General features: G+C 63.7%; 20 protein-coding genes. 7 read left to right on the top strand and 13 right to left on the bottom strand.

Annotated elements, in window-relative coordinates; all coding sequences use genetic code 11:
- Window positions 1-49 precede the first annotated feature (49 nt).
- Window positions 50-550, top strand: coding sequence for a hypothetical protein (locus ACYG9V_RS14455; protein WP_023753171.1), 501 nt, complete (start codon window positions 50-52; stop codon window positions 548-550).
- Window positions 551-587: 37 nt separating this feature from the next.
- Here ACYG9V_RS14455 and ACYG9V_RS14450 read toward each other — a convergent pair whose 3' ends face one another.
- The 3 genes from ACYG9V_RS14450 to ACYG9V_RS14440 form a co-directional block, all read right to left on the bottom strand.
- Window positions 588-2,702, bottom strand: coding sequence for an EAL domain-containing protein (locus ACYG9V_RS14450; protein ID WP_352764043.1), 2,115 nt, complete (start codon window positions 2,700-2,702; stop codon window positions 588-590).
- A gap of 142 nt (window positions 2,703-2,844) precedes the next feature.
- Window positions 2,845-3,402 carry an RNA polymerase sigma factor gene (locus ACYG9V_RS14445; protein ID WP_352764041.1) on the bottom strand — a complete coding sequence of 186 codons (558 nt, stop codon included), beginning with the start codon at window positions 3,400-3,402 and terminating at the stop codon, window positions 2,845-2,847.
- A gap of 150 nt (window positions 3,403-3,552) precedes the next feature.
- Window positions 3,553-3,942, bottom strand: a complete 390-nt coding sequence (locus ACYG9V_RS14440; protein WP_352764039.1) for a DUF427 domain-containing protein — start codon at window positions 3,940-3,942, stop codon at window positions 3,553-3,555.
- 817 nt (window positions 3,943-4,759) lie between these two features.
- Here ACYG9V_RS14440 and ACYG9V_RS14435 point away from each other — a divergent pair.
- The 4 genes from ACYG9V_RS14435 to ACYG9V_RS14420 are packed head-to-tail and all read left to right on the top strand — an operon-like array spanning window position 4,760 to window position 9,360.
- Window positions 4,760-5,251 (top strand): Csu type fimbrial protein, encoded by a 492-nt coding sequence (locus tag ACYG9V_RS14435; protein WP_023685937.1) that lies wholly within the window; start codon window positions 4,760-4,762, stop codon window positions 5,249-5,251.
- Between the two features lie 26 nt (window positions 5,252-5,277).
- On the top strand, window positions 5,278-6,000 hold the full coding sequence (locus ACYG9V_RS14430; protein ID WP_352764038.1) for a fimbrial biogenesis chaperone: 723 nt from the start codon (window positions 5,278-5,280) through the stop codon (window positions 5,998-6,000).
- Window positions 5,972-8,389 (top strand): fimbria/pilus outer membrane usher protein, encoded by a 2,418-nt coding sequence (locus tag ACYG9V_RS14425; protein WP_352764037.1) that lies wholly within the window; start codon window positions 5,972-5,974, stop codon window positions 8,387-8,389. The genes ACYG9V_RS14430 and ACYG9V_RS14425 overlap by 29 nt, the downstream gene beginning before the upstream one ends.
- A 14-nt stretch (window positions 8,390-8,403) precedes the next feature.
- The gene (locus ACYG9V_RS14420; RefSeq protein ID WP_023689851.1) at window positions 8,404-9,360 is read left to right on the top strand and encodes a Csu type fimbrial protein; all 957 of its coding nucleotides are present in this window, start codon (window positions 8,404-8,406) and stop codon (window positions 9,358-9,360) included.
- Here the strand turns inward: ACYG9V_RS14420 and ACYG9V_RS14415 are convergent.
- The 7 genes from ACYG9V_RS14415 to ACYG9V_RS14385 form a co-directional block, all read right to left on the bottom strand.
- Window positions 9,354-10,340, bottom strand: a complete 987-nt coding sequence (locus ACYG9V_RS14415; protein WP_023689850.1) for a branched-chain amino acid ABC transporter permease — start codon at window positions 10,338-10,340, stop codon at window positions 9,354-9,356. The two genes, ACYG9V_RS14420 and ACYG9V_RS14415, sit on opposite strands and share 7 nt — an antisense overlap.
- 1 nt (window position 10,341) lies before the next feature.
- Window positions 10,342-11,229, bottom strand: a complete 888-nt coding sequence (locus ACYG9V_RS14410) for a branched-chain amino acid ABC transporter permease (protein WP_023671423.1) — start codon at window positions 11,227-11,229, stop codon at window positions 10,342-10,344.
- A gap of 174 nt (window positions 11,230-11,403) precedes the next feature.
- Window positions 11,404-12,108 (bottom strand): ABC transporter ATP-binding protein, encoded by a 705-nt coding sequence (locus tag ACYG9V_RS14405; protein ID WP_023671422.1) that lies wholly within the window; start codon window positions 12,106-12,108, stop codon window positions 11,404-11,406.
- Window positions 12,105-12,896: an ABC transporter ATP-binding protein gene (locus tag ACYG9V_RS14400; protein ID WP_286456597.1), complete on the bottom strand. Its 792-nt coding sequence runs from the start codon at window positions 12,894-12,896 to the stop codon at window positions 12,105-12,107. Before ACYG9V_RS14400 ends, ACYG9V_RS14405 begins: the two co-directional genes overlap by 4 nt.
- A 14-nt stretch (window positions 12,897-12,910) precedes the next feature.
- Entirely contained in the window at window positions 12,911-14,119 is a 1,209-nt protein-coding gene (locus tag ACYG9V_RS14395) for an ABC transporter substrate-binding protein (RefSeq protein ID WP_023689847.1), read from the bottom strand.
- A gap of 202 nt (window positions 14,120-14,321) precedes the next feature.
- The gene (locus tag ACYG9V_RS14390) at window positions 14,322-15,380 is read right to left on the bottom strand and encodes a nucleotidyltransferase domain-containing protein (RefSeq protein ID WP_352764036.1); all 1,059 of its coding nucleotides are present in this window, start codon (window positions 15,378-15,380) and stop codon (window positions 14,322-14,324) included.
- Window positions 15,381-15,592: 212 nt separating this feature from the next.
- Window positions 15,593-16,189, bottom strand: coding sequence for a YdeI/OmpD-associated family protein (locus tag ACYG9V_RS14385; protein WP_023743926.1), 597 nt, complete (start codon window positions 16,187-16,189; stop codon window positions 15,593-15,595).
- Between the two features lie 171 nt (window positions 16,190-16,360).
- On the opposite strand from ACYG9V_RS14385, the gene ACYG9V_RS14380 reads away from it, so the two are divergent.
- Window positions 16,361-16,975, top strand: a complete 615-nt coding sequence (locus ACYG9V_RS14380; RefSeq protein ID WP_023715162.1) for a hypothetical protein — start codon at window positions 16,361-16,363, stop codon at window positions 16,973-16,975.
- 190 nt (window positions 16,976-17,165) lie between these two features.
- Here ACYG9V_RS14380 and ACYG9V_RS14375 read toward each other — a convergent pair whose 3' ends face one another.
- Window positions 17,166-18,077 (bottom strand): S1C family serine protease, encoded by a 912-nt coding sequence (locus ACYG9V_RS14375; RefSeq protein WP_023671416.1) that lies wholly within the window; start codon window positions 18,075-18,077, stop codon window positions 17,166-17,168.
- A gap of 426 nt (window positions 18,078-18,503) precedes the next feature.
- On the opposite strand from ACYG9V_RS14375, the gene yghU reads away from it, so the two are divergent.
- Window positions 18,504-19,373 (top strand): glutathione-dependent disulfide-bond oxidoreductase, encoded by an 870-nt coding sequence (gene yghU / locus ACYG9V_RS14370; protein ID WP_023730411.1) that lies wholly within the window; start codon window positions 18,504-18,506, stop codon window positions 19,371-19,373.
- Window positions 19,374-19,581: 208 nt separating this feature from the next.
- Here the strand turns inward: yghU and ACYG9V_RS14365 are convergent, their stop codons facing one another.
- Together ACYG9V_RS14365 and ACYG9V_RS14360 are read right to left on the bottom strand one after the other, a co-directional pair.
- Entirely contained in the window at window positions 19,582-20,664 is a 1,083-nt protein-coding gene (locus ACYG9V_RS14365; RefSeq protein WP_352967966.1) for a transposase, read from the bottom strand.
- Window positions 20,665-20,825: 161 nt separating this feature from the next.
- Window positions 20,826-22,043, bottom strand: coding sequence for an aminotransferase-like domain-containing protein (locus ACYG9V_RS14360; protein ID WP_352764522.1), 1,218 nt, complete (start codon window positions 22,041-22,043; stop codon window positions 20,826-20,828).
- Between the last annotated feature and the right edge of the window lie 169 nt (window positions 22,044-22,212).

Below are 22,212 nucleotides of genomic sequence, written 5' to 3'. Positions count from 1 at the left end.
AGGAGGGGCCAGCGGCAGAAGCTGCACGGCTGATTGACTGGAGGCATCTATGTCCTTGCAAAAGCTTCATCCCGAGCAGGTCGACGACACACGCAGGCTTGCCTATTCGACCTTTGCCCCGGCGCTGATCGGTTGGCTCACCAAGCGTCTGGCGCGGTGTCAGGGCGTCAAGGAGCTGGGCGCCCTGGAAAAGTCGCTCATCCGCCTGATCGAAGACTCCGATGTCGATGGGCCGCAAGCCGAGGCGATGAAAGAGTTCGCCATCGAGCTGGTGGTGTCGACGATATCGGAAGCCCGCGCTCACCCCGACACCAAGAGCGATGTCGAAGCCGTTGGCGAGCGCCGCGCCGAAGGCCGCTCCGAGAACCCGCAGACGCTCGAGGAGCAGTTGCAATCAGGCCTCGAAGACAGTTTTCCGGCCAGCGATCCGCCCGCCGTCGTCTCGACCGCCATTTCCGGCGGCTCGAAGGACCTTGTCGGTACAGATGAGGTGTTGCGCCGCAAGAAAGAGGCGGCGCAGCGAAAGCAGGAAAAGGCCGACGCCGGTTAGCCGGACAAGTCGCGCGAGCCCGAGGCGATGAGAGCCGTCAGCCGAAGCGCTTTTCCGGCGACTGTCCGCTGGATGGTGACTGTTCGCCGGCCCGCGCGACGATCGCCTCGAGCGGCTCCGGCCGGTGAAGCAGAAAACCCTGGCCATAGGCCACGCCCATGCCGCGCAAAATGTCGAGCGCTTCCTGCTGTTCGATCTTTTCGGCCACCACCGCGCAGCCGAGACTTTTGGCGATGCCCGCTATGGCCGAGACGATCTCGCGGTCGAAACGGCTTTCCGCGATGTTCTCGATGAACGAGCCGTCGATCTTGATCTGATCGACCGGAAAGCGCCGCAAATATTCGAACGAGCTCATGCCGGCGCCGAAATCGTCGAGGCTGACGCGGCATTGCCGCTCGCGCGCCTTGCGCACGAACTGCTCGGCGGCGTCGAAATTGGTGACGGCCGCGGTCTCGGTGATCTCGAAGCCGATGCCGGAATGCGGCGCCCCGGTCTCGGCGATGACGGCGTCGACGAAATCCCATAGCAGCGGATCGCTCAGCGTCTGCGCCGACAGGTTGAAGCCGAGCATGATGGCGCCTGAGCGCATCGCCTGGCCATGCTGCGAAAGCGCTGTCCTGATGATCCAGCGGTCCAGCCGCGAGGCAATGCCGAAGCGCTCGGCGACCGGAATGAATTCGTTGGGCGGGATCAGCTTGCCATTGCGCCCGGCAAGCCGCGCCAGCACCTCGACATGGCGGCTCTCCTGCCAGGGCTGGCCGAGCAGATGGATTTCCTGGCCGAACAGTTTCAGCCGCCCGTCATCCATGGCGTCGACCGTGTCGGCGGCGACACGCGCCGCGTTGAGGCCGCCGGAGCCCGACGCCGCATCGGCCGAAAACACCGCGAAGCGATTGCGCCCGGCCGCCTTGGCCGCATAGCAGGCGTCGTCGGCGCAGGCCAACGCATCGGCAACCGTGGTGGTGGTGTCCTCGACGAAGGCGATGCCGATGCTGGCCGCGAGTTTTCGCGAGGTCGCCGGCAGTCCGAGGTCGGCGTCACGGACCGCCGCAAGGATGGCGCCGGCCAGCGCCTCGGCCTCGGCAGGCTTGCAATTCGGCACCAGCAGCGCGAACTCGTCGCCGCCGAGGCGCGCGGCGCGCGCCGTTGACGGCAGGCAACCCAATATGCCGGCGGCGACGCCCTTCAGCGCCAGGTCGCCGGCGGCGTGGCCGGCAAAGTCGTTGAGCGCCTTGAAGTAGTCGAGATCGACATAGAACACCGCCAGCGGCAGAAGCCGCTTCATGGCGATGTGTTCGGCCAGCAGCCGGTCGAAGGCGGCGCGGTTAAACAGGCCGGTCAGCGCATCGTGGTGCGCGGCGTAGGCGAGTTCGCGTTCGCGCTTCTTGTCCTCGCTGATGTCGCGCACGGTGCCGAGAATCTGGCCGGCAGAGTCAGGGGCAGCGATGAAGCGCACCAGCGATTCGACATGACGGATTTCGCCATCTCGCCGGATGAGGCGGTATTGCGAGGCAACGACTTCATCGGTCGCAAGCGGCGACAGATGGGCGCGCTCGGTGGTGTCCTTGTCGTCGGGGTGCAGATAGGAGTGCCAGAGGTCGGCCGCCACCTCGTCGGTGTCGGCGACGAGGCCGAAGATCTCCCTGGTGCGCGCGTCCCAGTAGCTCTTGTTGGCGTCGATATCGTGATGCCAGATGCCGGTGCCGCTGGCCGCCAAAGCCAGGCGAAAGCGCACATTGACACGCTCCAGTTCAGCTTCGGCCTCTTTCTGCCGGCTGATGTCGGTCTGGACGCCCATCAGCCTGACCGGCTTGCCTGTCTCGTCGCGCTCGACTGTGCCGCCGCGGTCCAGCACCCATATCCAGTGACCGTCCTTGTGCTTGAGGCGCAGCTCGGTCTCGATCGATGCGGTCTGGCCGGCAATGTGGCGCTCGCCGCTGGCCAGCGCCCGCTCGCGGTCGTCGGGATGCGTCAGCTTCAGCCAGAGATCGCTGGTGTCGGCAAGCTCGCCATCCTCATAGCCGAGCATGTGCGACCAGGTCGGCGAATAGAAGCAGTCGCCGCTCAAAATATCCCAGTCCCATACGCCGAGATGAGCGCATTCGAGCGCCAGCGCCCAGAACTCACCGTTGCGTTTTTTCTCTTCAGCCATGCCCTGGTTTCGTCCACCCCATCTCCGCCATTATGCACGAAAGCAGACAAGAAACCGTTACCGGATGCGTGCCCGTACGGGGCGCAAAGCCTGCAATCGGATCGTATCCTGCCGTGTTGCGCCATCAAGCGATCGGGGTTCCTCATGCCATGGGCGCCCTGATTGGAGCCGCCCGGCCCGGCCCGGGTTCGACGATCCCTATCGCGCGGCGGCGCGCATTGTCCTCGAGCAGGCCGCGCAGTTCCTCACGGCCGCGCGCGATGCGCGACATCAGCGTGCCGGCCGGCACGCCGAGCATCTCGGCGGCCTCGGCATAGGAGAAGCCCTCGATGGCGACCATGGTCAGCGCGGCACGGCGGTCCGGGCTGATCGCCTGCAGCGCGTCGATGATCTCGCGCGCGGCGACGTTCTCCAGCTGGTCGGCGGGAGAGGCCTGCACCTCGCCGGCCTCCAGCGGCAGCATCGAGGCCTCGCCACGCCGGTTCACCTTGCGCATCTGGTCAATGAACAGATGATGCATGATCGTGAACAGCCATTTTCGCGGGCTCTCTCCCGTATGCCAGTTGTCCAGCCGCAGCAGCGCCCGCTCCAGGCAGTCCTGGACGAGATCGTCGGCGGAATCGCGGTCGCGCAGCAGCGAGCGCGCATAGCGGCGCAGGCGCGGGATTTCGTCGAGAATTGCTCTCTGCTTTTCGTCCATGACCTTTTGTCTTCGTTTCGGCATGCCGTTGCCGCAAAACCGCTGCGCCTCCGGGTGAGGACAGCTTTGGCTGATCTGAAAAATTCCTCTGTTCATGCCTGTCGTCGGCTCCAAAAACGCTGGGCACTTTTGGGCGACAGGCATGACGCGCTAGCGCGGCGTGGCGTCGATGGTGACCCGGTCGGGATAGAAGGCGCCGTGGGCGCGAATCTCGGCCATCTCGTCGAAGGGCTGCTCATAGGCCCACATCGCGTCGTTGCCGGTTTCGCCCGCCGGCAGCACGTTCCAGTAGCTGGCGTCACCCTTGTAGGGGCACAGCGTCGACCGCTCCGTCTTCCTAAGCTTGCGGAAGTCGATGTCCTCGAACGGGATGTAGAAGGAGAAGGGATGGGGCGGCTCGGTCACCATTTTGGCTTTTGCCGAGGAAGCGATGATGTTGCCGCTTGCAAACACGACGACACGCCCGTTGAAGGGCTCGACGGTGATCACCTTGCCGGGATTGCGCCTGAAGCCGGGTGACGGGTTCGCATGCTGATCCATGACTGCTCTCCTTGTCCGCTGGTGGTTCGATGCCGGTCGACGGCGTCAGCTCTCACTGGTCACTGATGGGCCGGCGACAGCGGTCACACGCGACAGCTTCTGGCGCTTTTCGGGCTGTGGCTTTTCATAGGTCTTCTTCATCGTTCTTCCTTTTCTGACGTCTGGCAGCCGGTCCGCGCGGCTGCCGGCCGTGGATCATGGCTCCAAGGGACAACAGGCGCATCTCCCGTCCGGCCGATGCGCCGCCGAAGGAAATCCGGGCCAGCGTGGCAAGAACGACTCGCATGTGTTTCGCCGCGATCCGACGGCGGTGGATTTATCTCAGCCGGGACGGCCATGCTTGGGCCGGGCGGAACACGGTTTTGGCGAATGCGGCCCTGTCAGCACGATCGCAAGGCTTGACAGGCACGAACAGCTACGGGCGCGGCTATGGCGATGGCTGCTTGGCGCCGGTGCACGCCGCGAAATATCGATAATAAACGATGACAGGTGAGACTCTACAAAATCAAGATGATTTGCCAGATATTTTCGCCTTTTCGGCACGAGAAGCAAAATAAATTCTCGACAGACGAACTTTCACTTCGGAAAAATGTCTACTTCATCTCTGTTAACCAAATATTAACCAAAATTATCTAATACATAGCGAAGTTATTCGCTGTCGTAATCCGAATCTAAGTTGTAATAATCATTGCACAGTTCGCTTCTGACATTACTGTATCGTTGATGTCTTGCGAAGCATGCAACGGAGGAGCTGTAGGAGTGAAATCCGGGTCAAGACTGTGTTGCGAGGAACGGTCTGCCCGACGGAGGAACACGCATGAGATTGCTGAAATATGCGCTGCTGGCGGGAGCATCGCTGCTTCCCATCCTGCCCGCGATCGCCGCGACCGCGACGGGCAGCATGAATGTCCGCATCACGATTACCGACGAATGCAAGGTGCAGACGGCGAGCGATCTCGATTTCGGCTCGCACGGTGTCATTGATGCGAATGTCGACCAGACCAGCACCATCAACGTGCAATGCACGACCGGCAAGTCCTACAATGTTGGTCTGAGCGCCGGAGCGGGCGCGGGCGCAACGGTTGCTGTTCGCAAGATGACCGGGCCGGCGTCGGCGACGATCGACTACACCATCTACAGGGAAAGCACCCGGACGCAGCTTTGGGGCACCACGATCCCCACCGACACGGTCGGCGGAACCGGCAACGGCGCCATTCAGCCGCTGACGGTCTACGGGCGTGTTCCACCACAGACGACACCGGCGGCGGGCCTCTACACCGACACCGTTGCGATCACCATAACGTACTGACAATCGATACCAACACGAGGACGATCATGCGATCCATGCTTTCATGCATCGGAGCCACGGCTGTTCTGTTGCTGTGCGCCGGTCTCTCACAAGCCGCTTCGCTCAGGGTGGCGCCGACAGGTCTCGAGCTGATCTCGCCCGACGCCTCGGCGGTTCTCAACCTCAGCAACGATGACGCCAAGCGGCCGATCAATGTGCAGATCCGGGTCTTCGCATGGAGCCAGGCCGGCGGCATCGAAACGCTGACGCCGACCACGGACGTGGTCGCCAGCCCACCATCGACCAAACTCGGACCCAATGCCCAATATGTGGTTCGCGTCGTGCGCGTCAGCAAGGCGCCGGTGCGGGCCGAGGAAAGCTACCGCGTCATCGTCGACGAGTTACCCGACCCGTCGCGCAAGAAGGCCGGTACGGTCGCGCTCGCGCTGCGCTATTCGGTCCCGGTGTTTTTCCGCGACGCCGATGCCGCCGCGCCGGCAGTCGCCTGGAGTGTTTCGCGCAAGGGCGGCAGTCTTGTGCTGACAGCCAGCAATACCGGTGAAAGTCGTCTCCGCTTGTCCAACCTATCCCTGACCCAGAACGGCAAAAAGCTCGGCAACCGAAACGGGCTCGTCGGTTATGTGCTGGGCGGCGCGACCATGCAGTGGCCGATCGGCAGCGGCAAATCACTGTCAGCGGGCTCCGTGCTTTTGAAGGCACAGAGCGATCTTGGACCCTTCGATGCCAACGTTGCCGTCAAGGGCAAGTAGCGTCGCTGTCATCGTCGCGGTTGCGACTTTCACACCCTGCTTGGCGGTGCGTTCGCAGGAATTTCCGGCCGTGACGAACCTCGAACAGCCGGCTTCCGTTTTGCCAGCGGGCCGCAGCCTCTATCTCGAGGTGTTCATCAACGACGTTTCGACCAAGCTGGTCGGCAATTTTATCGAGATGCCGGATGGTGGGCTGGCGGCGGCGCCCCAAGAGCTGAAGGAGGTCGGCCTGAAACCGCCGGAGGACATAGCCGACGCCGGCGGCCTGGTCAGGCTCGACCAGTTGGCCGACGTTTCGTTTCGGATCGATGAGGTAGCCCAGCGCCTCTACGTCACCGCCGCCAATGACAGCCGCGAGGCGCGCATGGTGGATCTCGGCTTGCGCTTGCAGGACCGGCCGGCGCCGCAATCGGGCTTGGGCGCGGTTCTCAACTATTCGCTGTTTGCCAGCTCCAACACATTGTTCGACAAGGACGTCGAGCTGTTCCAGGGCGTTTCCGGCGGCTTCGATGCGCGCGTGTTCAGCCCCTATGGAACGCTCAGCCAATCCTTCATCGCCGGCTATTCCGACGGCAGGCTGGGCGGCTTCACGCGGCTCAACACGACATGGAGCTATTCCGACCCCGACCGGCTGATGACCTACCGCGCCGGCGACTTCATCTCCGGTGGATTGTCGTGGACGCGTCCGGTCTATCTCGGCGGCATCCAGGCGCAACGCAACTTCCACCTGCGATCGGACCTGGTGACGCTGCCGCTGCCCTCCTTCGGCGGCACGGCGGCGGTGCCGTCGACGCTCGAGGTCTATACGCAGAACGTGCGCACCTATTCCGGCGACATCCAGCCCGGGCCGTTCCAGGTCACCAATCTGCCGGTGTTCACGGGCGCCGGACAGGCGCAGGTGGTGCTGCGCGACAGCCTCGGCCGCGAGACCACGGCCACCTTGCCGTTCTATGCCTCCAGCATGCTGCTGCGCCAGGGACTGCTCGACTTTTCCGTCGAGGCAGGGATGGCGCGGCGCAATTTCGGCATCTCCTCCGACGATTATGACGGCCGCGTCATAGGGGTCGCCAGCGCGCGTTACGGCGTGACCGACCGGCTGACATTGGAAGCCCATGCCGAGGGCGGCGCCGATCTGATCAATGGCGGCATAGGTGCTGCCTTCCCGCTCGGGGCATATGGCGCGGCTTCGCTGGCGGTCGCCGGCAGCCATCATGACCGGCGCACCGGCTCGCTGGTCGATGCCAGTGTCGAATTCGGCTATGACGGCTGGGCGATCAACGCCCACATGCAGCGGGCCTTTGGCGGCTATGAAGACATCGCCTCGATGACGGCGGAGCCGGTTCTCGACCCCGACGACTTCACCCGTTTCAGCGCCGGCGTGCCGCGCGCGGTCGACCAGGTGACGCTCAGCGTGCCGATGCCGATCGATTTCTCCAGCCTCAACCTGTCCTATACGCATTTGAAGAGCGCCGAGGGCGAAAACAGCCAGATCGTCGGCCTGTCCTACAGCCAGGCGATCTTCAAGCGCAGCACGCTCTATGCCACCGCCTTCGCCGATCTCGACGACGACAGCAGCTATGGCGTGTTCGCCGGGATTTCGATCCCGTTCAACGACGACATCTCGGCGTCGACAGGCGTCGAGCAAGGCCCTGACGGCCTCAATGTCACTGCCGACCTCGCCAAATCGGAGCGGGCCGAGGACGGCAGCATCGGCTGGCGGCTGCGCACCTCGGAGGGCGAGGTCCCCAATCGTTCGGCAGCTGTCAGCTACCGCGCGCCGTTTGCGCGTTTCGAGGCCGGCGCCCAGCAATTCGACAAGGACTTTCGCGTGACCGGCCAGATGGACGGCGCCATTGCGGTCGCAGGCGGCGGGGTGTTCGCCACCAACCGCATCGACGATGCCTTTGCCGTCGTCGATGTCGGCACGCCTGATGTCGAGGTCTTGCATCAGAACCGGCCGGTAGGCAGGACCGACAGCAAAGGCCGCATCCTGGTCACCGGGCTCAACTCCTATGAGCTGAACACGGTCTCCATCGACCCGAAGAATCTACCAGTCGACGCGGATGTCCCGGCTACCAAGGAGACCGTCGTCCCAGCCGACCGCAACGGCGTCGTGCTGAAGTTCGGCGTGTCCGAGGCGGCGCAGGCCGCGCTGGTGACGCTGGTCGACTCGAGCGGAACGCCACTCGAAGCCGGACTCTCGGGACGCGTCGATGGCGGCACTGAAGACTTTGTCGTCGGCTATGACGGGCAGGCCTACATCAAGGGCCTCGGCAAGCAGAATTCAGTGCAGGTCGAGCGCGCTGACGGCGGTTCATGCCGGGCAGAGTTTCCCTTCGAGGCGGCGCGCGGCCGGCAAGTGGTGATCGGGAACGTGGTGTGCCAATGAGAGCTGGAGGAAAAATGCTGCGCGCCGTAATCATCGCCCTGCTGCTGGTGCTGCTCCCGTCGCTCGCCCGGGCGCAGAGCTGCAGTTACACCGTCACCAGTTTGAATTTCGGCCTCATCGACACGCTGTCGGGCACCGCGGCGACATCGACAGCCACCTTCACCGCGACTTGCAGCGGCAGTTTGCCATTGCTGCTGCCCGTCCTGGTCTGTCCGCATATTGCCGCCGGCACCGGCGGTGCAACCTCGGCGGCGGCCCGGCAGATGGCGAGCGGCGTCAACAGCCTCAACTATCAACTCTATTCGGACCCCGCAATGAGCGTTGTCTGGGGCACCTATAACTGGGCCTATGCCTCGCGCCCGCCACCGCTGCTGCTGAGCCCCAATCTCTTCGGCAACTCAATCGACACCCTGACGCTCTATGGCCGGGTTCCCGGCGGCCAGGCGACCGTTCCGCCGGGCACTTATCTGTCGACATTTTCGGGCGGGCAACTCGAGTTCCGCTCCCGGACAACCCTGTTGAGCAGCAGCTGCAACACCGGCGCGGGCAACTTGGGCACCAGTCCGACCTTCACCATCAACGCCACGGTCGCGGCAAACTGCCTGGTCGCCACCCAGAACATCGATTTCGGCTCCAAGGGCGTGCTCGACGCCAATGCCGATGCCACCGGCCAGGTCTCGGTCACCTGCACGCCGTCGACCGCCTATACGGTCTCCCTGAATGGCGGCACGACAGGCGGCACGCCGACCAATCGCAAAATGTCGAAGGGCGGCGAGCGGGTCACCTACGGCCTCTACAAGGACATTGCGCGCGCGCAGCCCTGGGGTGATGCCGGAACGCCGGGAAGCACGGTGGCCGGCACCGGAACCGGTACGGCCCAGGCGCTCACCGTCTATGGCCGCGTGCCGCCGCAGACGACGCCCTCGGCCGGCGTCTACACCGACACGGTGGTGGTGACCATCACCTATTGATCGCGGCCCTCCTCGCCGTTGGCCGGCGCCAGCCAGCGCGCGTAAATCTCGCCGACGATGCCGCGGCGAAAGACCAGCACGCAGATCATGAAGATCAGGCCGGTGGCGATGGTCACCGGGAAGCCGGAGGTGGCGAGGGTGTTTTCCAGCCCGACTACCAGGCCGGCGCCGACTACAGGACCGACCATGGTGCCGATGCCGCCGAGCAGTGTCATCAGGATCACCTCGCCCGACATCTGCCAGGTGACGTCGGTCAGCGTCGCGAACTGGAAGACGATCGCCTTGGTGGCGCCGGCAAGCCCAGCAAGGGCTGCCGACATGACGAAGGCGGCGAGCTTGTAGCGGCCGACCGAATAGCCCAGCGAGATGGCGCGGTTCTCGTTCTCGCGGATCGAACGCAGGATCATGCCGAAGGGCGAGTTGACGATGCGCCAGACGGCGAAGACGCCGATGAGGAAGACGGCAAGCACGACGAAATACATGTTGAGCGTGACGTTGAGATCGACGATGCCGAACAGATGCCCGCGCGGCACGCCCTGTATGCCGTCCTCGCCTTCGGTGAACGGCGCCTGGACGCAGAAGAAATAAAACATCTGCGCCAGCGCCAGCGTGATCATCGAGAAATAGATGCCTTGCCGGCGGATGGCGAGGAAGCCCATGACCAGGCCGAGCACGGCCGCTCCGGCGGTGCCGAGCAGGATGCCGGCCTCGGGCGGCCAGCCCCATGCCTTGACGGCGTAGGCGCAGAAATAGGCGGCGGCGCCGTAGAAGGTGGCGTGGCCGAACGACAACAGCCCGGTGTAGCCGAGCAGCAGGTTGAAGGCGCAGGCAAACAGCGCGAAGCACAGCATCTTCATCAGGAAGATCGGATAGACGAAGAAGGGCGCGGCTATCAGCGCCAGTATGGCCAATGCCAGCAATACCCGCTCCAGCCGCACGGAGGCGGCGGTGCGCTGTTGGTGAAGGGTTGCCTCGCTCATCTCAGGCGTCCCTTCCGAACAGGCCGGCGGGGCGCAGGAGCAGCACGACCGCCATGATGACGAAGACGACGAGGTTCGACGCCTCGGGATAGAACACCTTGGTCAGGCCCTCGGCGAGGCCGAGCATGTAGCCGGTGACGATGGCCCCGAGGATCGAACCCATGCCGCCGACCACGACGACGGCAAAGACGACGATGATGATATCGGAGCCCATCAGCGGACTGACCTGGTAGACGGGCGCGGCGAGAATACCGGCAAGGCCGGCGAGCGCCGCGCCGAGCCCATAGGTGAGCGTCAGCAGCAGCGGCACGTTGACGCCGAAGGCCTGCACCAGCTCGGGATTTTCGGTCGCGGCGCGCAGATAGGAGCCGAGCCTGGTCTTTTCGATCAGGAGCCAGGTGCCGATGCAGATAATGAGCGAGGCCACCACCACCCAGCCGCGATAGTTGGGCAGGAACATGAAGCCGAGATTGGTGCCGCCGGCAAGCTGCGCCGGAACGGCATAAGGGTTGCCCGACACGCCGTAGTAGAAACGGAACACGCCTTCGATGACCAGCGCCAGTCCGAAGGTGAACAGCAGCCCGTAGAGCGGATCCAGGCGGTAGAGCCGCGACAGCGCCACGCGCTCGACCGCCATGCCGAAGACGCCGACGATGAGCGGAACCAGGAGCAGCGCCGGCCAGTAGCCGATGCCGAGATGGACGAGCAGCAGGTAACCGATGAAGGCGCCGAGCATATAGAGTGCGCCATGGGCGAAATTGATGATCCGCAGCAGGCCGAAGATGACGGCCAGGCCGAGGCTCAGCATGGCGTAGAAGGAGCCGTTGATCAGCCCGACCAGCATCTGGCCGAGCAAGGCCTGGACGGGGATGCCGAAGATCATGGTCATGGCGTCACCGATGGTGTTGCAAGGGGGATGCGTCTGTGCGCACGTACCCCCACCCGGACCTTCGGTCCGACCTCCCCACAAGGGGGAGGTAGGGCGGTGGCCCTCCACCCTCCCCCTTATGGGGAGGGTCGCTGCGCAGCAGCGGGGTGGGGGTACTGCCGTGGGCTGTCGTCATCATACCCCCAACACCTCGTGCAGCTGTTGCGTGTGAGCGGCAAGCTCGCTTACGGCAAAACCCTCCACCACCTTGCCGTGCTCCATCAGGTAGAAGCGGTCGGCGATGCGGGCGGCGAAGCGGAAATTCTGCTCGACGAGCAGGATGGTCATGCCGCGCTTTTTCAAGGTCGCCAGCAGTTCGCCGATGCGCTGGACGATGACCGGCGCCAGGCCCTCGGTCGGCTCGTCGAGCAGCAGCATCTGCACGCCCGTCCGCAGGATGCGGGCGATGGCCAGCATCTGCTGTTCGCCGCCGGAGAGTTTGGTGCCGGGGCTGTTGCGGCGCTCCTTGAGGTTGGGAAAGAGATCGAAGATCTCGTCGACGCTCATGCCGCCCTTGGCCACCACCGGCGGCAGGATCAGGTTCTCGTCGACGGTGAGCGTGGCGAAGATGCCGCGTTCCTCCGGCACGAAGCCGATGCCGCGATGGGCAACACGATGCAGCGGCAGGCGCATCAGGTCGCTGCCGTCGAAGGCGACGCTGCCGCTGCGCTTGCGGACCAGCCCCATGATGGCGCGCAGCGTTGTGGTCTTGCCGACGCCGTTGCGGCCGAGCAGCGTCACGGTCTCACCGCGAAAAACGTCGAGGTTGACGCCATGCAGCGCATGGCCCTCGCCATACCAGGCATGGAGATCGCGCACGGCAAGCAGCGGCTCACTCATGCTCGGTCCCCCTGCTCGGTCCCCATGTAAGCGATCCTGACGCGCTCGTCCTTGCTCACCGTCGCGTAGTCGCCGGCGGCGAGCACCTGGCCGCGCTGCATGACGGTGATCCAGTCGCAGAGGTCGGCGACGACGGTGAGATTGTGCTCGACCATCAGCACGGCGCGGTCCGTTGCCAGCGAGCGGATGATGCCGGAAATGACGCCGACATCCTCGTGCCCCATGCCGGCCATCGGCTCGTCGAGCAGCAGCACTTTCGGGTCGAGCGCCAGCGTGGTGGCGATCTCGAGCACGCGCTTTCGGCCATAGGAGAGATCGCCGGCCGGACGATGCGCGACATCGTCGAGACCGACGACGGCAAGCAGTTCGCGCGCCCGTGGAGTCAGTTGGTCAAGCGCGGCCAGCGAGCGCCAGAACTGGAAGCCGAGCCCGCTCGGCCGCTGCAAGGCGACGCGGACATTGTCGAGCACGCTCAGATGCGGAAAGATCGCCGATATCTGGAACGAGCGGACGAGACCCATGCGCGCCACCCTGGCCGGCGCGGTGCGGGTGATGTCGTTGCCCAACAGTTCGATCCTGCCGCTGCTCGGCTGCAGGAACTTGGTCAAGAGGTTGAAGATCGTCGTCTTGCCGGCGCCGTTCGGCCCGATCAGTGCATGGATCTGGCCGTGATGGACGTCGAGGTCGACATTGTTGACGGCGACGAAACCGGCAAAATCGCGCCGCAGGCCGCGGGCGGAGAGCACCACCCGCGGCTTGATTTCGGCACCGTCCGGCTGGACGGCCACGGCTTGCGCCAGCGTCACTTGGTGACGAGCGGGCAGCCGCTGTCTTCAGCCTTGATGAAGGCCTTGTCGCCCGGAATGGTCGCAAGGTAGGTGTAGTAGTCCCAGTCCTTCTTCGACTCCTCGGGCTTTTTGACCTGATAGAGATACATGTCGTGCACCATCGAGCCGTCGGCCTGTACCTTGCCGTTGGCGTTGATGATGTCGTCGACGGGCATTTCATGGAGTTGCTTGGCGACCGCCTCGGTTTCGTCGGTGCCGGCCTTGTCGATGGCCTTGAGATATTGCAGCACCGCCGAATAGGTGCCGGCCTGGATCATGTTGGGCATGCGGTTGGTGCGCTTGAAGAAGCGCCCGGCGAAGTCGCGGCTCTTGTCGTCGCGGTCCCAGTAAAACCCTTCGGTGAGCACCACGCCCTGCGCCGCCTGCAGGCCGAGGCCGTGCACCTCGGCAAGCGTGAACAGAAGTGCTGCCAGCCGCTGGCCGCCGGCGACGATGCCGAACTCGGCCGCCTGCTTGATGGTATTGGAGGTGTCGAGGCCGGCATTGGCAAGGCCGATAACCTTGGCGCCGGAGGACTGCGCCTGCAGCAGGAAGGAGGAATAATCCGTCGATCCCAAGGGGTAACGCACCTCGCCCAGCACTTTGCCGCCGCTTGCCTCAACAACCTTTGAGGTCTGCTCCTTCAGCGAATAGCCGAAGGCATAGTCGACGGTGATGAAATACCAGCTGTCGCCGCCCTGCTGCACCAGCGCGCCGCCGGTGCCGACCGCCTGCGAGTGGGTATCGTAAGCCCAGTGGAAACCGTAGGGCGAGCATTGCTTGCCGGTCAGGTCGGCCGATGCCGCTCCGGTGACGATGTCGATCTTCTTCTTTTCCTTGGACAACCCCTGGACGGCGAGCGCCACCGAGGATGTCGTCAGTTCCATGATCGCGTCGACCTGCTCGGTGTCGTACCACTGGCGCGCAATGTTGGAGGCAATGTCGGGCTTGTTCTGGTGATCGGCGTTGACGATCTCGATTGGCGCGCCCTGCACCTTGCCGCCAAAATCCTCGACCGCCATCCTGGCGGCCTCGACCGACCATTTGCCGCCGAAATCGGCATAGACGCCCGACTGGTCGTTGAGGATGCCGATCTTGACCTTGCCGTCGGAAATTTCGCCGGCCGCCGCCGGCATCGCAGTCGCCGCAAGCAGCGCGGCTGAGACGAGATAGGATGCTTTCACAGGTGGTTCCTCCCTTGTGGCCGACGCTGGAAAACGCGGCGGCCTTGCAATGGTTCAACAGCTCCGTCCGGTACTCGCTGAAATCCGGGCCAGCGCCCGCCACTTCTCCTCTTGGCAACCCCTCCGCCCTGGGTGCGCCGGGAACCGTAGCATCACATTTCGCAAGGGGAGAATGCTATTTTCGTAGCATGGCGTGTGGGCGCTACCAGTCCGGCTCAATTGGAAGGTCTTCGGAAAAGCCGCTCGGGCCAGGAAGGGACAGCGTTGCGGCCGCGGCGTCTCGCAATGCCGCCGGAGGCCTTTTGAGATGTTCGCTGTCCAGCGGAAGGGCAAGATAGGCGGTGGCAATGCGTGCAGCCGCTTCCGCCTGTTCACGATCTCTCATTGCCTTGACCGCAGACCGATCAGGCAGCGTGGCCAGCCAAGCCTTGTGCAGAGCGAACATTCGAGGGTCGACCGTCGGCATGCTTACGGGATAGCCACGCTCATCGATCGCCACAGCCTCCACCTTCGGGGCGTTGATGAGCCATTGCAGCCCCTCCATGGGTGCGCTGTCGAGATCGTCGGCATGCTGTGTAATCGAGGTAGTGGCGTTGTCCTTGAGGACATGTCTTGCCTGCGGACGGATCAGGTCGACCAGATAGCCATCACGGTTCGCTGCCCTGAAGGCCCGGGGCTGGAGCGGCTTGAAGGACCTGTCCACTTTACGCAACACGCCTATCAGGCCGGACTGGCTTACCCTCTCGCCGGTCACGAAGCTGATGCGACGTCGCGAATCGAAGAGCAGGTCGATGTCGCCGGTTGCCGTGAGACCGCTGGTGATCTGGACGCCCGCCAGAGCCTCGTAAGCGAACAGCGCATTCGTGCCGACAACCAGCAACTGCTTGCCCAGCAGGTCTGTTTCGGCGCACCGCCGCAATATCCGTGCGGCGATGGCCGGTACCCTGCCCAACCCCATTGCCACATTGACTTTCGCCAGGCCGTTCAGGCGATCGGCCAGACCTGCCAGCAGATCCTTGTTCTGCACCCTGCCCTCGGAAAACGCAGCGAACGCCTTCTCCGTCTGGCTGCTTTTCGGCCCGAGTGAATTCTCGACCTGCCGGACCTTCCGCAGCAGGTATTCAGCACCGCTGCGCTCAACCCAGCGCATGCTGCCTGCAAAGCGCCTTTGGCGCTGGTCATCAGCACGCTGCCAGGCCTCGTAGACCTGTTGCGTATCTATGAGTTGGCGCCGCTGCTCGCCGCTCAACTCTCTCAGCATCGTTTTCCACTCTTAAGCCAAGATCAAGTTAACATAGTGGAAAACTCTTAATTAACAATATGTTGCTATGTTTTTTCCACTATCGCAGCTATCACCCACACGCCGAGTGGAAAATACCCTAAAAACAATAGGTTATGTCCAAGAAAGGGAGGCCAGAACCTCACACGCGGGTTTTTAGCTGCGCGCGCCCATGGCAGCCGCTTGCCGTCGCCTCACCGCTTCTGCGGATAGATCGGCTCGCCGCGCTTCAGCATCTCGACAAAAGCCTCGATCTTCTTCCTGCGCCCCGCCTCCGTCTTCATGTTGTGCGTTCGAAACGCCAGCGCGAACCGGTTCTGGGCGGAAAGCTTTGCCAGCATCTCCTTCGCCTTCGGCTCGGCGTCGATGGCGGCCTGCAGATCGTCAGGGATCTTCATGTCCTTGCCTGAGGCATAGGCGCGGTCCCAGCGGCCGTCGGCCTTGGCCGCCTCGACCTGTTTCAGCCCGTGTTCGGTCATGCGGCCCTCCTCGACCAGGCGGGCGACATTGTCGATGTTGATCTTGCTCCAGATGCTCTTCTTGCCGCGCGGCGTGTAGCGCTGCAGAAAGCTCTTGTCGTCGAGCGGCTTGCGTATGGCGTCGATCCAGCCGAAGCACAGCGCCACGTCGATGGCCTGCTTCGGCGTGATCGAGGCGAGGCCCGAGCCGACCTTGTGGACCTTGATCCAGACCTCGCTCTCGCCGGCATGATTTTCGCGCAGCCAGGCGTAAAAACTGTCGGGATCGGGGAATTCATGAACCTTGTCGGGATCGACCTTGAACGGCGCCATCATCACCTCGTTGTTGCCGGGCCGGCTGTATCGGCTGTCGATGCCAGTTTCCGTCAGCGGCGTCGATACCCCCTAGCCTATTGCGAGCCGGCTTGCGCCCAAGCCGGCGCTCATGGCAGTTTCCCGGCTGGTCGAGCCGGGCAAGGCAGACTGCAATTCGGGGGAAATGCCATGCGATCGATGTTACTCGGCCTCATCCTTCTGCTGCCGGCCTCGGCGCTCGCCGAACCCATCGAAACCCAGAAGATCATCACCGCGCTGACCGGCGACTTCAATGGGGACGGCGCCGCCGATCTGGCGATGATCGTCGAGACCGAGCCCGAAGACGATACCATGGACATGCATTTCTTCCTGAGGGACAAAAAGTACAATTTTCTGAAACCCGCCGGCGTCGTGCATGAGCAGGTCTACGGCGAATGGAACGACTACGACCAGCCGCATTATGAGGGCTCCGGCATCGAACCGGAGTTGACCTTGCTGCCCAACGGCTCGATCAAGATCTATCTGCCGGGGCTGATCGGCCCCGGCGAGCGGACCGACATGACGCTGACCATCGCCTGGCGCAACGAGGCCTTCGTCGTCGCCGGCGTTGCCTATGACCATTACAAATACCAGTCCGTTGTCGTCTACAGCAGCTGCGACTACGACGTGCTGACCGGCAAGGGCAAAAGTATGCAGACGCAGGATGATGACAGCAAGGTGAACAGTATCGTGTCTGTCGAAGGCCAGGTCGTGCCCTTCGCGGAGTGGGACACGGGGACGCCTTTTAGGGTATGCGGGGATTGAGGGGGCAGCCAATCTCCCCCCTCGTGGGGGAGATGGCCGGCAGGGGGGCCGCTGTCCCGCCAACGCACCGGCCAGTGTCAGCCACGTTTATCCCGCGATTCTTGTCAGAAAATATAGATTGAGAGGTCGCGATCCTTCGCGCTCCCCTCTGCCCTGCCGGGCATCTCCCCCACTTGGGGGGAGATTGGCTTCACTGCAGATGCGGTTTCTTCAAAAAGCTGTTTCGGTCGGCGGATTTCACTCGCAGCCAAGTCTCACGACCGTCACGCACGACCCTGAGAGGAATCTCCGAACCCGCCGGATTCTGCCATAGCTTGCGGTAGAAATCGGCGAGACCGTCGACCTCGCCATCGCGCACGTCGGAGATGATGTCGCCCTGGCGCAGGCCGGCCTTGGCGGCGGGGCCGCCTTCGGCGACGCTCATCACCACGACCGCACCGTTCGACTCGGCCGAGAAGGCGCCGAGCCATGGGCGCGGCGGCTTCGCCACCTGGCCGCGCGTCAGGAGATCGTCGAGGATCGGGGTCAGAAGGTTGATCGGCACGACCATGTTGATGTCGGCGACCTCGCCGTTGCGGCTCATCTGCAAAAGCAGCGAACCGATGCCGAGCAGGCTGCCATCCTGGCCGATGAGCGCCGCGCCGCCCCAGGACGGATGCGCCGGGGCAATGAAGATCGCCTCGTCGAGCAGATATTCCCAATAGCCGGCGAATTCCTGCTTGGTGACGATGTGTGCCTTGACCGAGCGGCCGGTGCCGTCGGCAAACACCACGGGGTCGCCGATCTTCGCCTTCGAGGCGTCACCCAGCGCCACCGCCGGCAGGCCGAGCGGCGCCAGCGCCTGCACTAGGCCGAAGCCTGTCTCCTGGTCATAGGCCAGCGCATGCGCCGGCACGACGCGGCCGTCCTGGTCGGTCAGCCAGACCTCCTCGGCCTCGGTGATGAGATAGCCGATGGTGAGCACCAGCCCGTCGCCGCGGATGACGACGCCGCTGCCTTCCCGGCGCGTGCCCAGGGCATTGGCCGTGAAGGCATCGTCGGGAACCATGGCGCGCACGCCAACGACGGAGCGCAAGAGCGGGGAAACGGGATCGATCGGCATGCGGTCATCCTGGCAGATATGCGTGGGCAGTATCCTCTATAGGTATGCCGCGCTGCACAGGGCGCAAGGGCTTAGGCAACAAGGCAATCATTTCAGAGGCTGGCGCTGCCCCTCATCCGCCTGCCGGCACCTTCTCCCCGTATAGTGACGGGGAGAAGGGAGATGGCCGCAACATCGGCGCTCTTGGCAACGCTGGCAATTGGGGAAATCAGTAGGCGACAGCGTCCTTCTCCCCGTCACTATACGGGGAGAAGTGCCCGGCAGGGCGATGAGGGGCGGCGCCGACATCGATAATAGTTCAACACAAGTTGAACCTTTCTGAATTGCACCTATGTGTTCCCGTATCTAGGTTCCGCCGACTTTTCCGCCATCAGTCTCGCGCCGTCGCGCAAGTCGTTTCGCCCGCCAAACCAAGGAATTTCCCGCATGACCGAATACACCCCGCCGAAAGTCTGGAGCTGGAAGAAAGCCAATGGCGGTACGTTCGCCAGCATCAACCGGCCTATTGCCGGTCCGACGCATGACAAGGTGCTGCCGGTCGGCAAGCATCCGCTGCAGCTCTATTCGCTGGCGACGCCGAATGGGGTCAAAGTGACTGTCATGCTGGAGGAGCTTCTGGCGCTCGGCCACAAGGGCGCCGAATACGACGCTTGGCTGATCCGCATCAACGATGGCGACCAGTTCGGCTCGGGGTTTGTCGAGGTCAACCCCAACTCCAAGATCCCGGCGCTGCTCGACCGCAGCGGCAAGACGCCTGTCCGCGTCTTCGAGTCCGGTTCGATCCTGCTTTATCTCGCGGAAAAGTTCGGCGAGTTCCTGCCGACCGAACAGCCGGCGCGCGCGGAAACCTTGTCCTGGCTGTTCTGGCAGATGGGTTCGGCGCCCTATCTCGGCGGCGGCTTCGGCCATTTCTACGCCTATGCGCCGGAAAAGTTCGAATACGCCATCGACCGCTTCGCCATGGAGACCAAGCGCCAGCTCGACGTGCTCGACCGGCGGCTGGCCGAGACCGAATATCTTGGCGGCGCCTTCTATTCGATCGCCGACATGGCGGTATGGCCCTGGTATGGCGGCCTTGCGCTCGGCCGCATGTACAATGATTCCGCCGAATTCCTGTCGGTGCAGGACTACGAGCACGTACAACGCTGGGCCAAGGCGATCGACGCCCGCCCGACCGTGCAACGCGGCCGCATGGTCAACCGCGCCTTCGGCGACCCCGCCATGCAACTGCACGAGCGCCACGACGCCAGCGATTTCGAGACGAAGACGCAGGATAAGCTTGTGGTGGCGGAGTGACTTTTTTACCCTCCCCCTTGTGGGCATAGGCGCTAAGATAGCTTTGGCATGGACTGAAACTTGCGCTTTCGTGGTGGTTCGCGCCAGCGATATCGCAAGGCATGGAGTTTTTGGCGCAGGGCCGCCAAGGAAGGTTGAGGAAAGATGGTCGCGATCAGAGAGGCGACGATCTGGCGGGTTGCGCGCCACAGCAGCGGGCGCCCGTCGCTCAAGGGGGAGAGACACCCAACTCCTGCGAGAGGGGTTCGGTCACGAGCGCGATGAGGAAGTGTGCAAGGATCCAAGGCTTTGCGATCCTTGGGTCTTTGGCGGGAGGAGAGCGCAGCCCGATCAGGCTCTTCAGGCGCTTGAAGGCGAGCTCGATGCGCCAGCGCATGCGGTAGAGCTTGAGGACCGTATCGGCGGGAAACTCCTCCCGGTCAAGCGAGGTCACAAGCAGGACGAAGCCGGCCGCAATCAGCGTCTGCGGTTGAACCTTGTTGCCCTTGGCCCTGGCTTCCTTGTTGATTTTGCGCCGCGCTTCTTGTGCCGCGGCCTCGGATTTGCGCAAGGCGATCAGGCGCATCTTCACAGGCTCGCCCTTCTTGAGTGCCAGCCGGGCAGGCGTTTCGCAGACTTCCTCCCGGCAGCTCTCCAGGTAGCCGATGAGATCGAACGCCCTGCCGTTGGCGTCGAGCCATCGCGCGTTTTTCCACGACGCGCGCACAACAACATCGCCGCCTTGCGCCATCACCTTGGCGATCCGCTCGGCCTGCAGATAGGCGCGGTCACCGATGCGGATCTCGCCCGCCACCACCGGCACGCGGTCGATCAACTCGGCCTCGCTCTGATCGGTGATCTCGATGAAGTCGAACTGCTCGCGCTCAAGCTCGAAGGCGCAGTGCATGCGCCAAAGACCATTGTTCTTCTTCTCATACGCACCGGCCTTGGCAACCGCTGTCGCATCGAGGATGCGAACCAGTCGGCCTTTGGCCAAACCTGCATCCTCGCGCTTCAAAAGGTGCCCAATCAACTGCTGCAGCCATGGTCCTGCATTGCGCAGCCGGCCAAGCAGCGCCACGTCCGAAATGTCGGCTATCCCGCTCGCCGCCGCCCAGGCCACGACGCCCCGCATGCCAACCTTGCCAAGGCAGTAAGCCAGTGTCAGGCGCAACAGGTCGCTCGCCGACCTGACGCCGCGCGGGCGCAGGAACGCCTTCGTCTCGCGGGCACTTCCTGCGATCAACTCTTCGCCGCCCAGAAGCTCAATCGTCTCGGCCCAGCCGTCATCAACAAGCGATTCGTGTGTCATCGCAGCGTAGAATCACACCCGATTCCGCAAGGCAATACCTATCTTAGCGCCTATGCCCTTGTGGGGAGGGTCGATCCGCAAAGCGGATCGGGGTGGGGGTCGGCGCCAAGCACCCCCACCCGACCTTCGGTCGACCTCCCCACAAGGGGGAGGTAGGGCGCCTAGCCCTTCATCAATTTCGCCAGCCTCGGCACGCCTTCACCCACGGCGCGTTCATCTGCGAGCGTAAAGCTCATCCGCATCGTGTTGCGTCCCGAACCGTCGGCGTAGAATGCGTTGCCCGGCACGAAGGCCACGCGGGCTTCCTTGACCGAGCGGGCGAGCAGTGCCGTGGCGTCCGCACCTTCAGGCAGCGTCAGCCAGACGAACATGCCGCCTTCCGGCCGGCTCCAGCTGACGCCATCCGGCATTTCCGCTTCGAGTGCTGCAAGCAAGCCGTCGCGGCGCTGGCGGTAGGCGCCGATCAGCTTTTCCACCTGGCCGTCATACACGGCCTCGGAGACGCGGTGCATGACCAGCTGGTTGATCGACGGGCTGTGCAGGTCCGACGCCTGCTTCATCAGCACCAGCCGCTCGACGACACGGCGCGGCGCGCAGACCCAGCCGACGCGCATGCCCGGCGACAGGATTTTCGAGAACGAGCCGCAATAGAGCGTGCGGGCGTTTTCGATGCCGCCTGAGCGTTCGCAGTCGAGCGCCAGGATCGGTGGCTGGCCCTCGCCGTCATAGCGCAGCGCGCGATAGGCGGCGTCCTCGATGACGGCAATGTCGAGCTCGCCGGCAAGGTTGAGCACCGCCTCGCGCTGCTGGCGGTTCAGCGTCTCGCCGGTCGGGTTGGCGAAATCCGGAACGAGATAAGCGAACTTCACCTTGCCGCCCTCTCTTGCAAAAGTAGAGGGGGCAGCAGCCGCCGCCTGGTAGGCGGCCGGCGTCATGTTGCCGCCATCCGGCGTCAGCCGGTCGTAGCGCGGCTCATAGGCGTTGAAGGCCTGCAGCGCGCCGAGATAGGTCGGCCATGTTACCAGTGCCGTGTCGCCGGGCGACAGGAACAGCTTGCCGAGATAATCCAGCGCCTGCTGCGAGCCGGAGGTGATGAAGATGTTGTGCTCGTCGCAGGCGATGCCAAGCTTGCCCATCTGGCCGGCCAGCCATTTTCTGAGCGGCAGATAGCCTTCGGAGACCTGATACTGAAGTGCTGCGCTCGCCTCCGCGCCGCCCAGCACCGAGGCGTAAGCATCGGCGATCGCCTGCGCCGGAAACAAAGCCGGATCGGGGATGCCGCCGGCAAAGGAGATGATGTCGGGCTGGTCGAGCAGTTTGAGCAGCTCGCGGATTTCCGACGCCTTCATGCGCGAGGCGCGCGACGCCAACAGGTCCATCAAACTCACGAGCCCACCTCCCGGGATACGGCATCTGGTCCAGCATGACCGTTCCGGCCCATGCGATTTAGGTCAATCTGACTGACCTATTATCAGGCTCCCTCACCCGCGGGAATAGCCAGACCCTCATTCCGCGTGGCCCAGACGAAAAAGCAAACACATTTTGGCC

The organism is Mesorhizobium sp. W016 (assembly GCF_054719485.1).
This window is presented reverse-complemented; position numbering and strand designations above follow the sequence as displayed.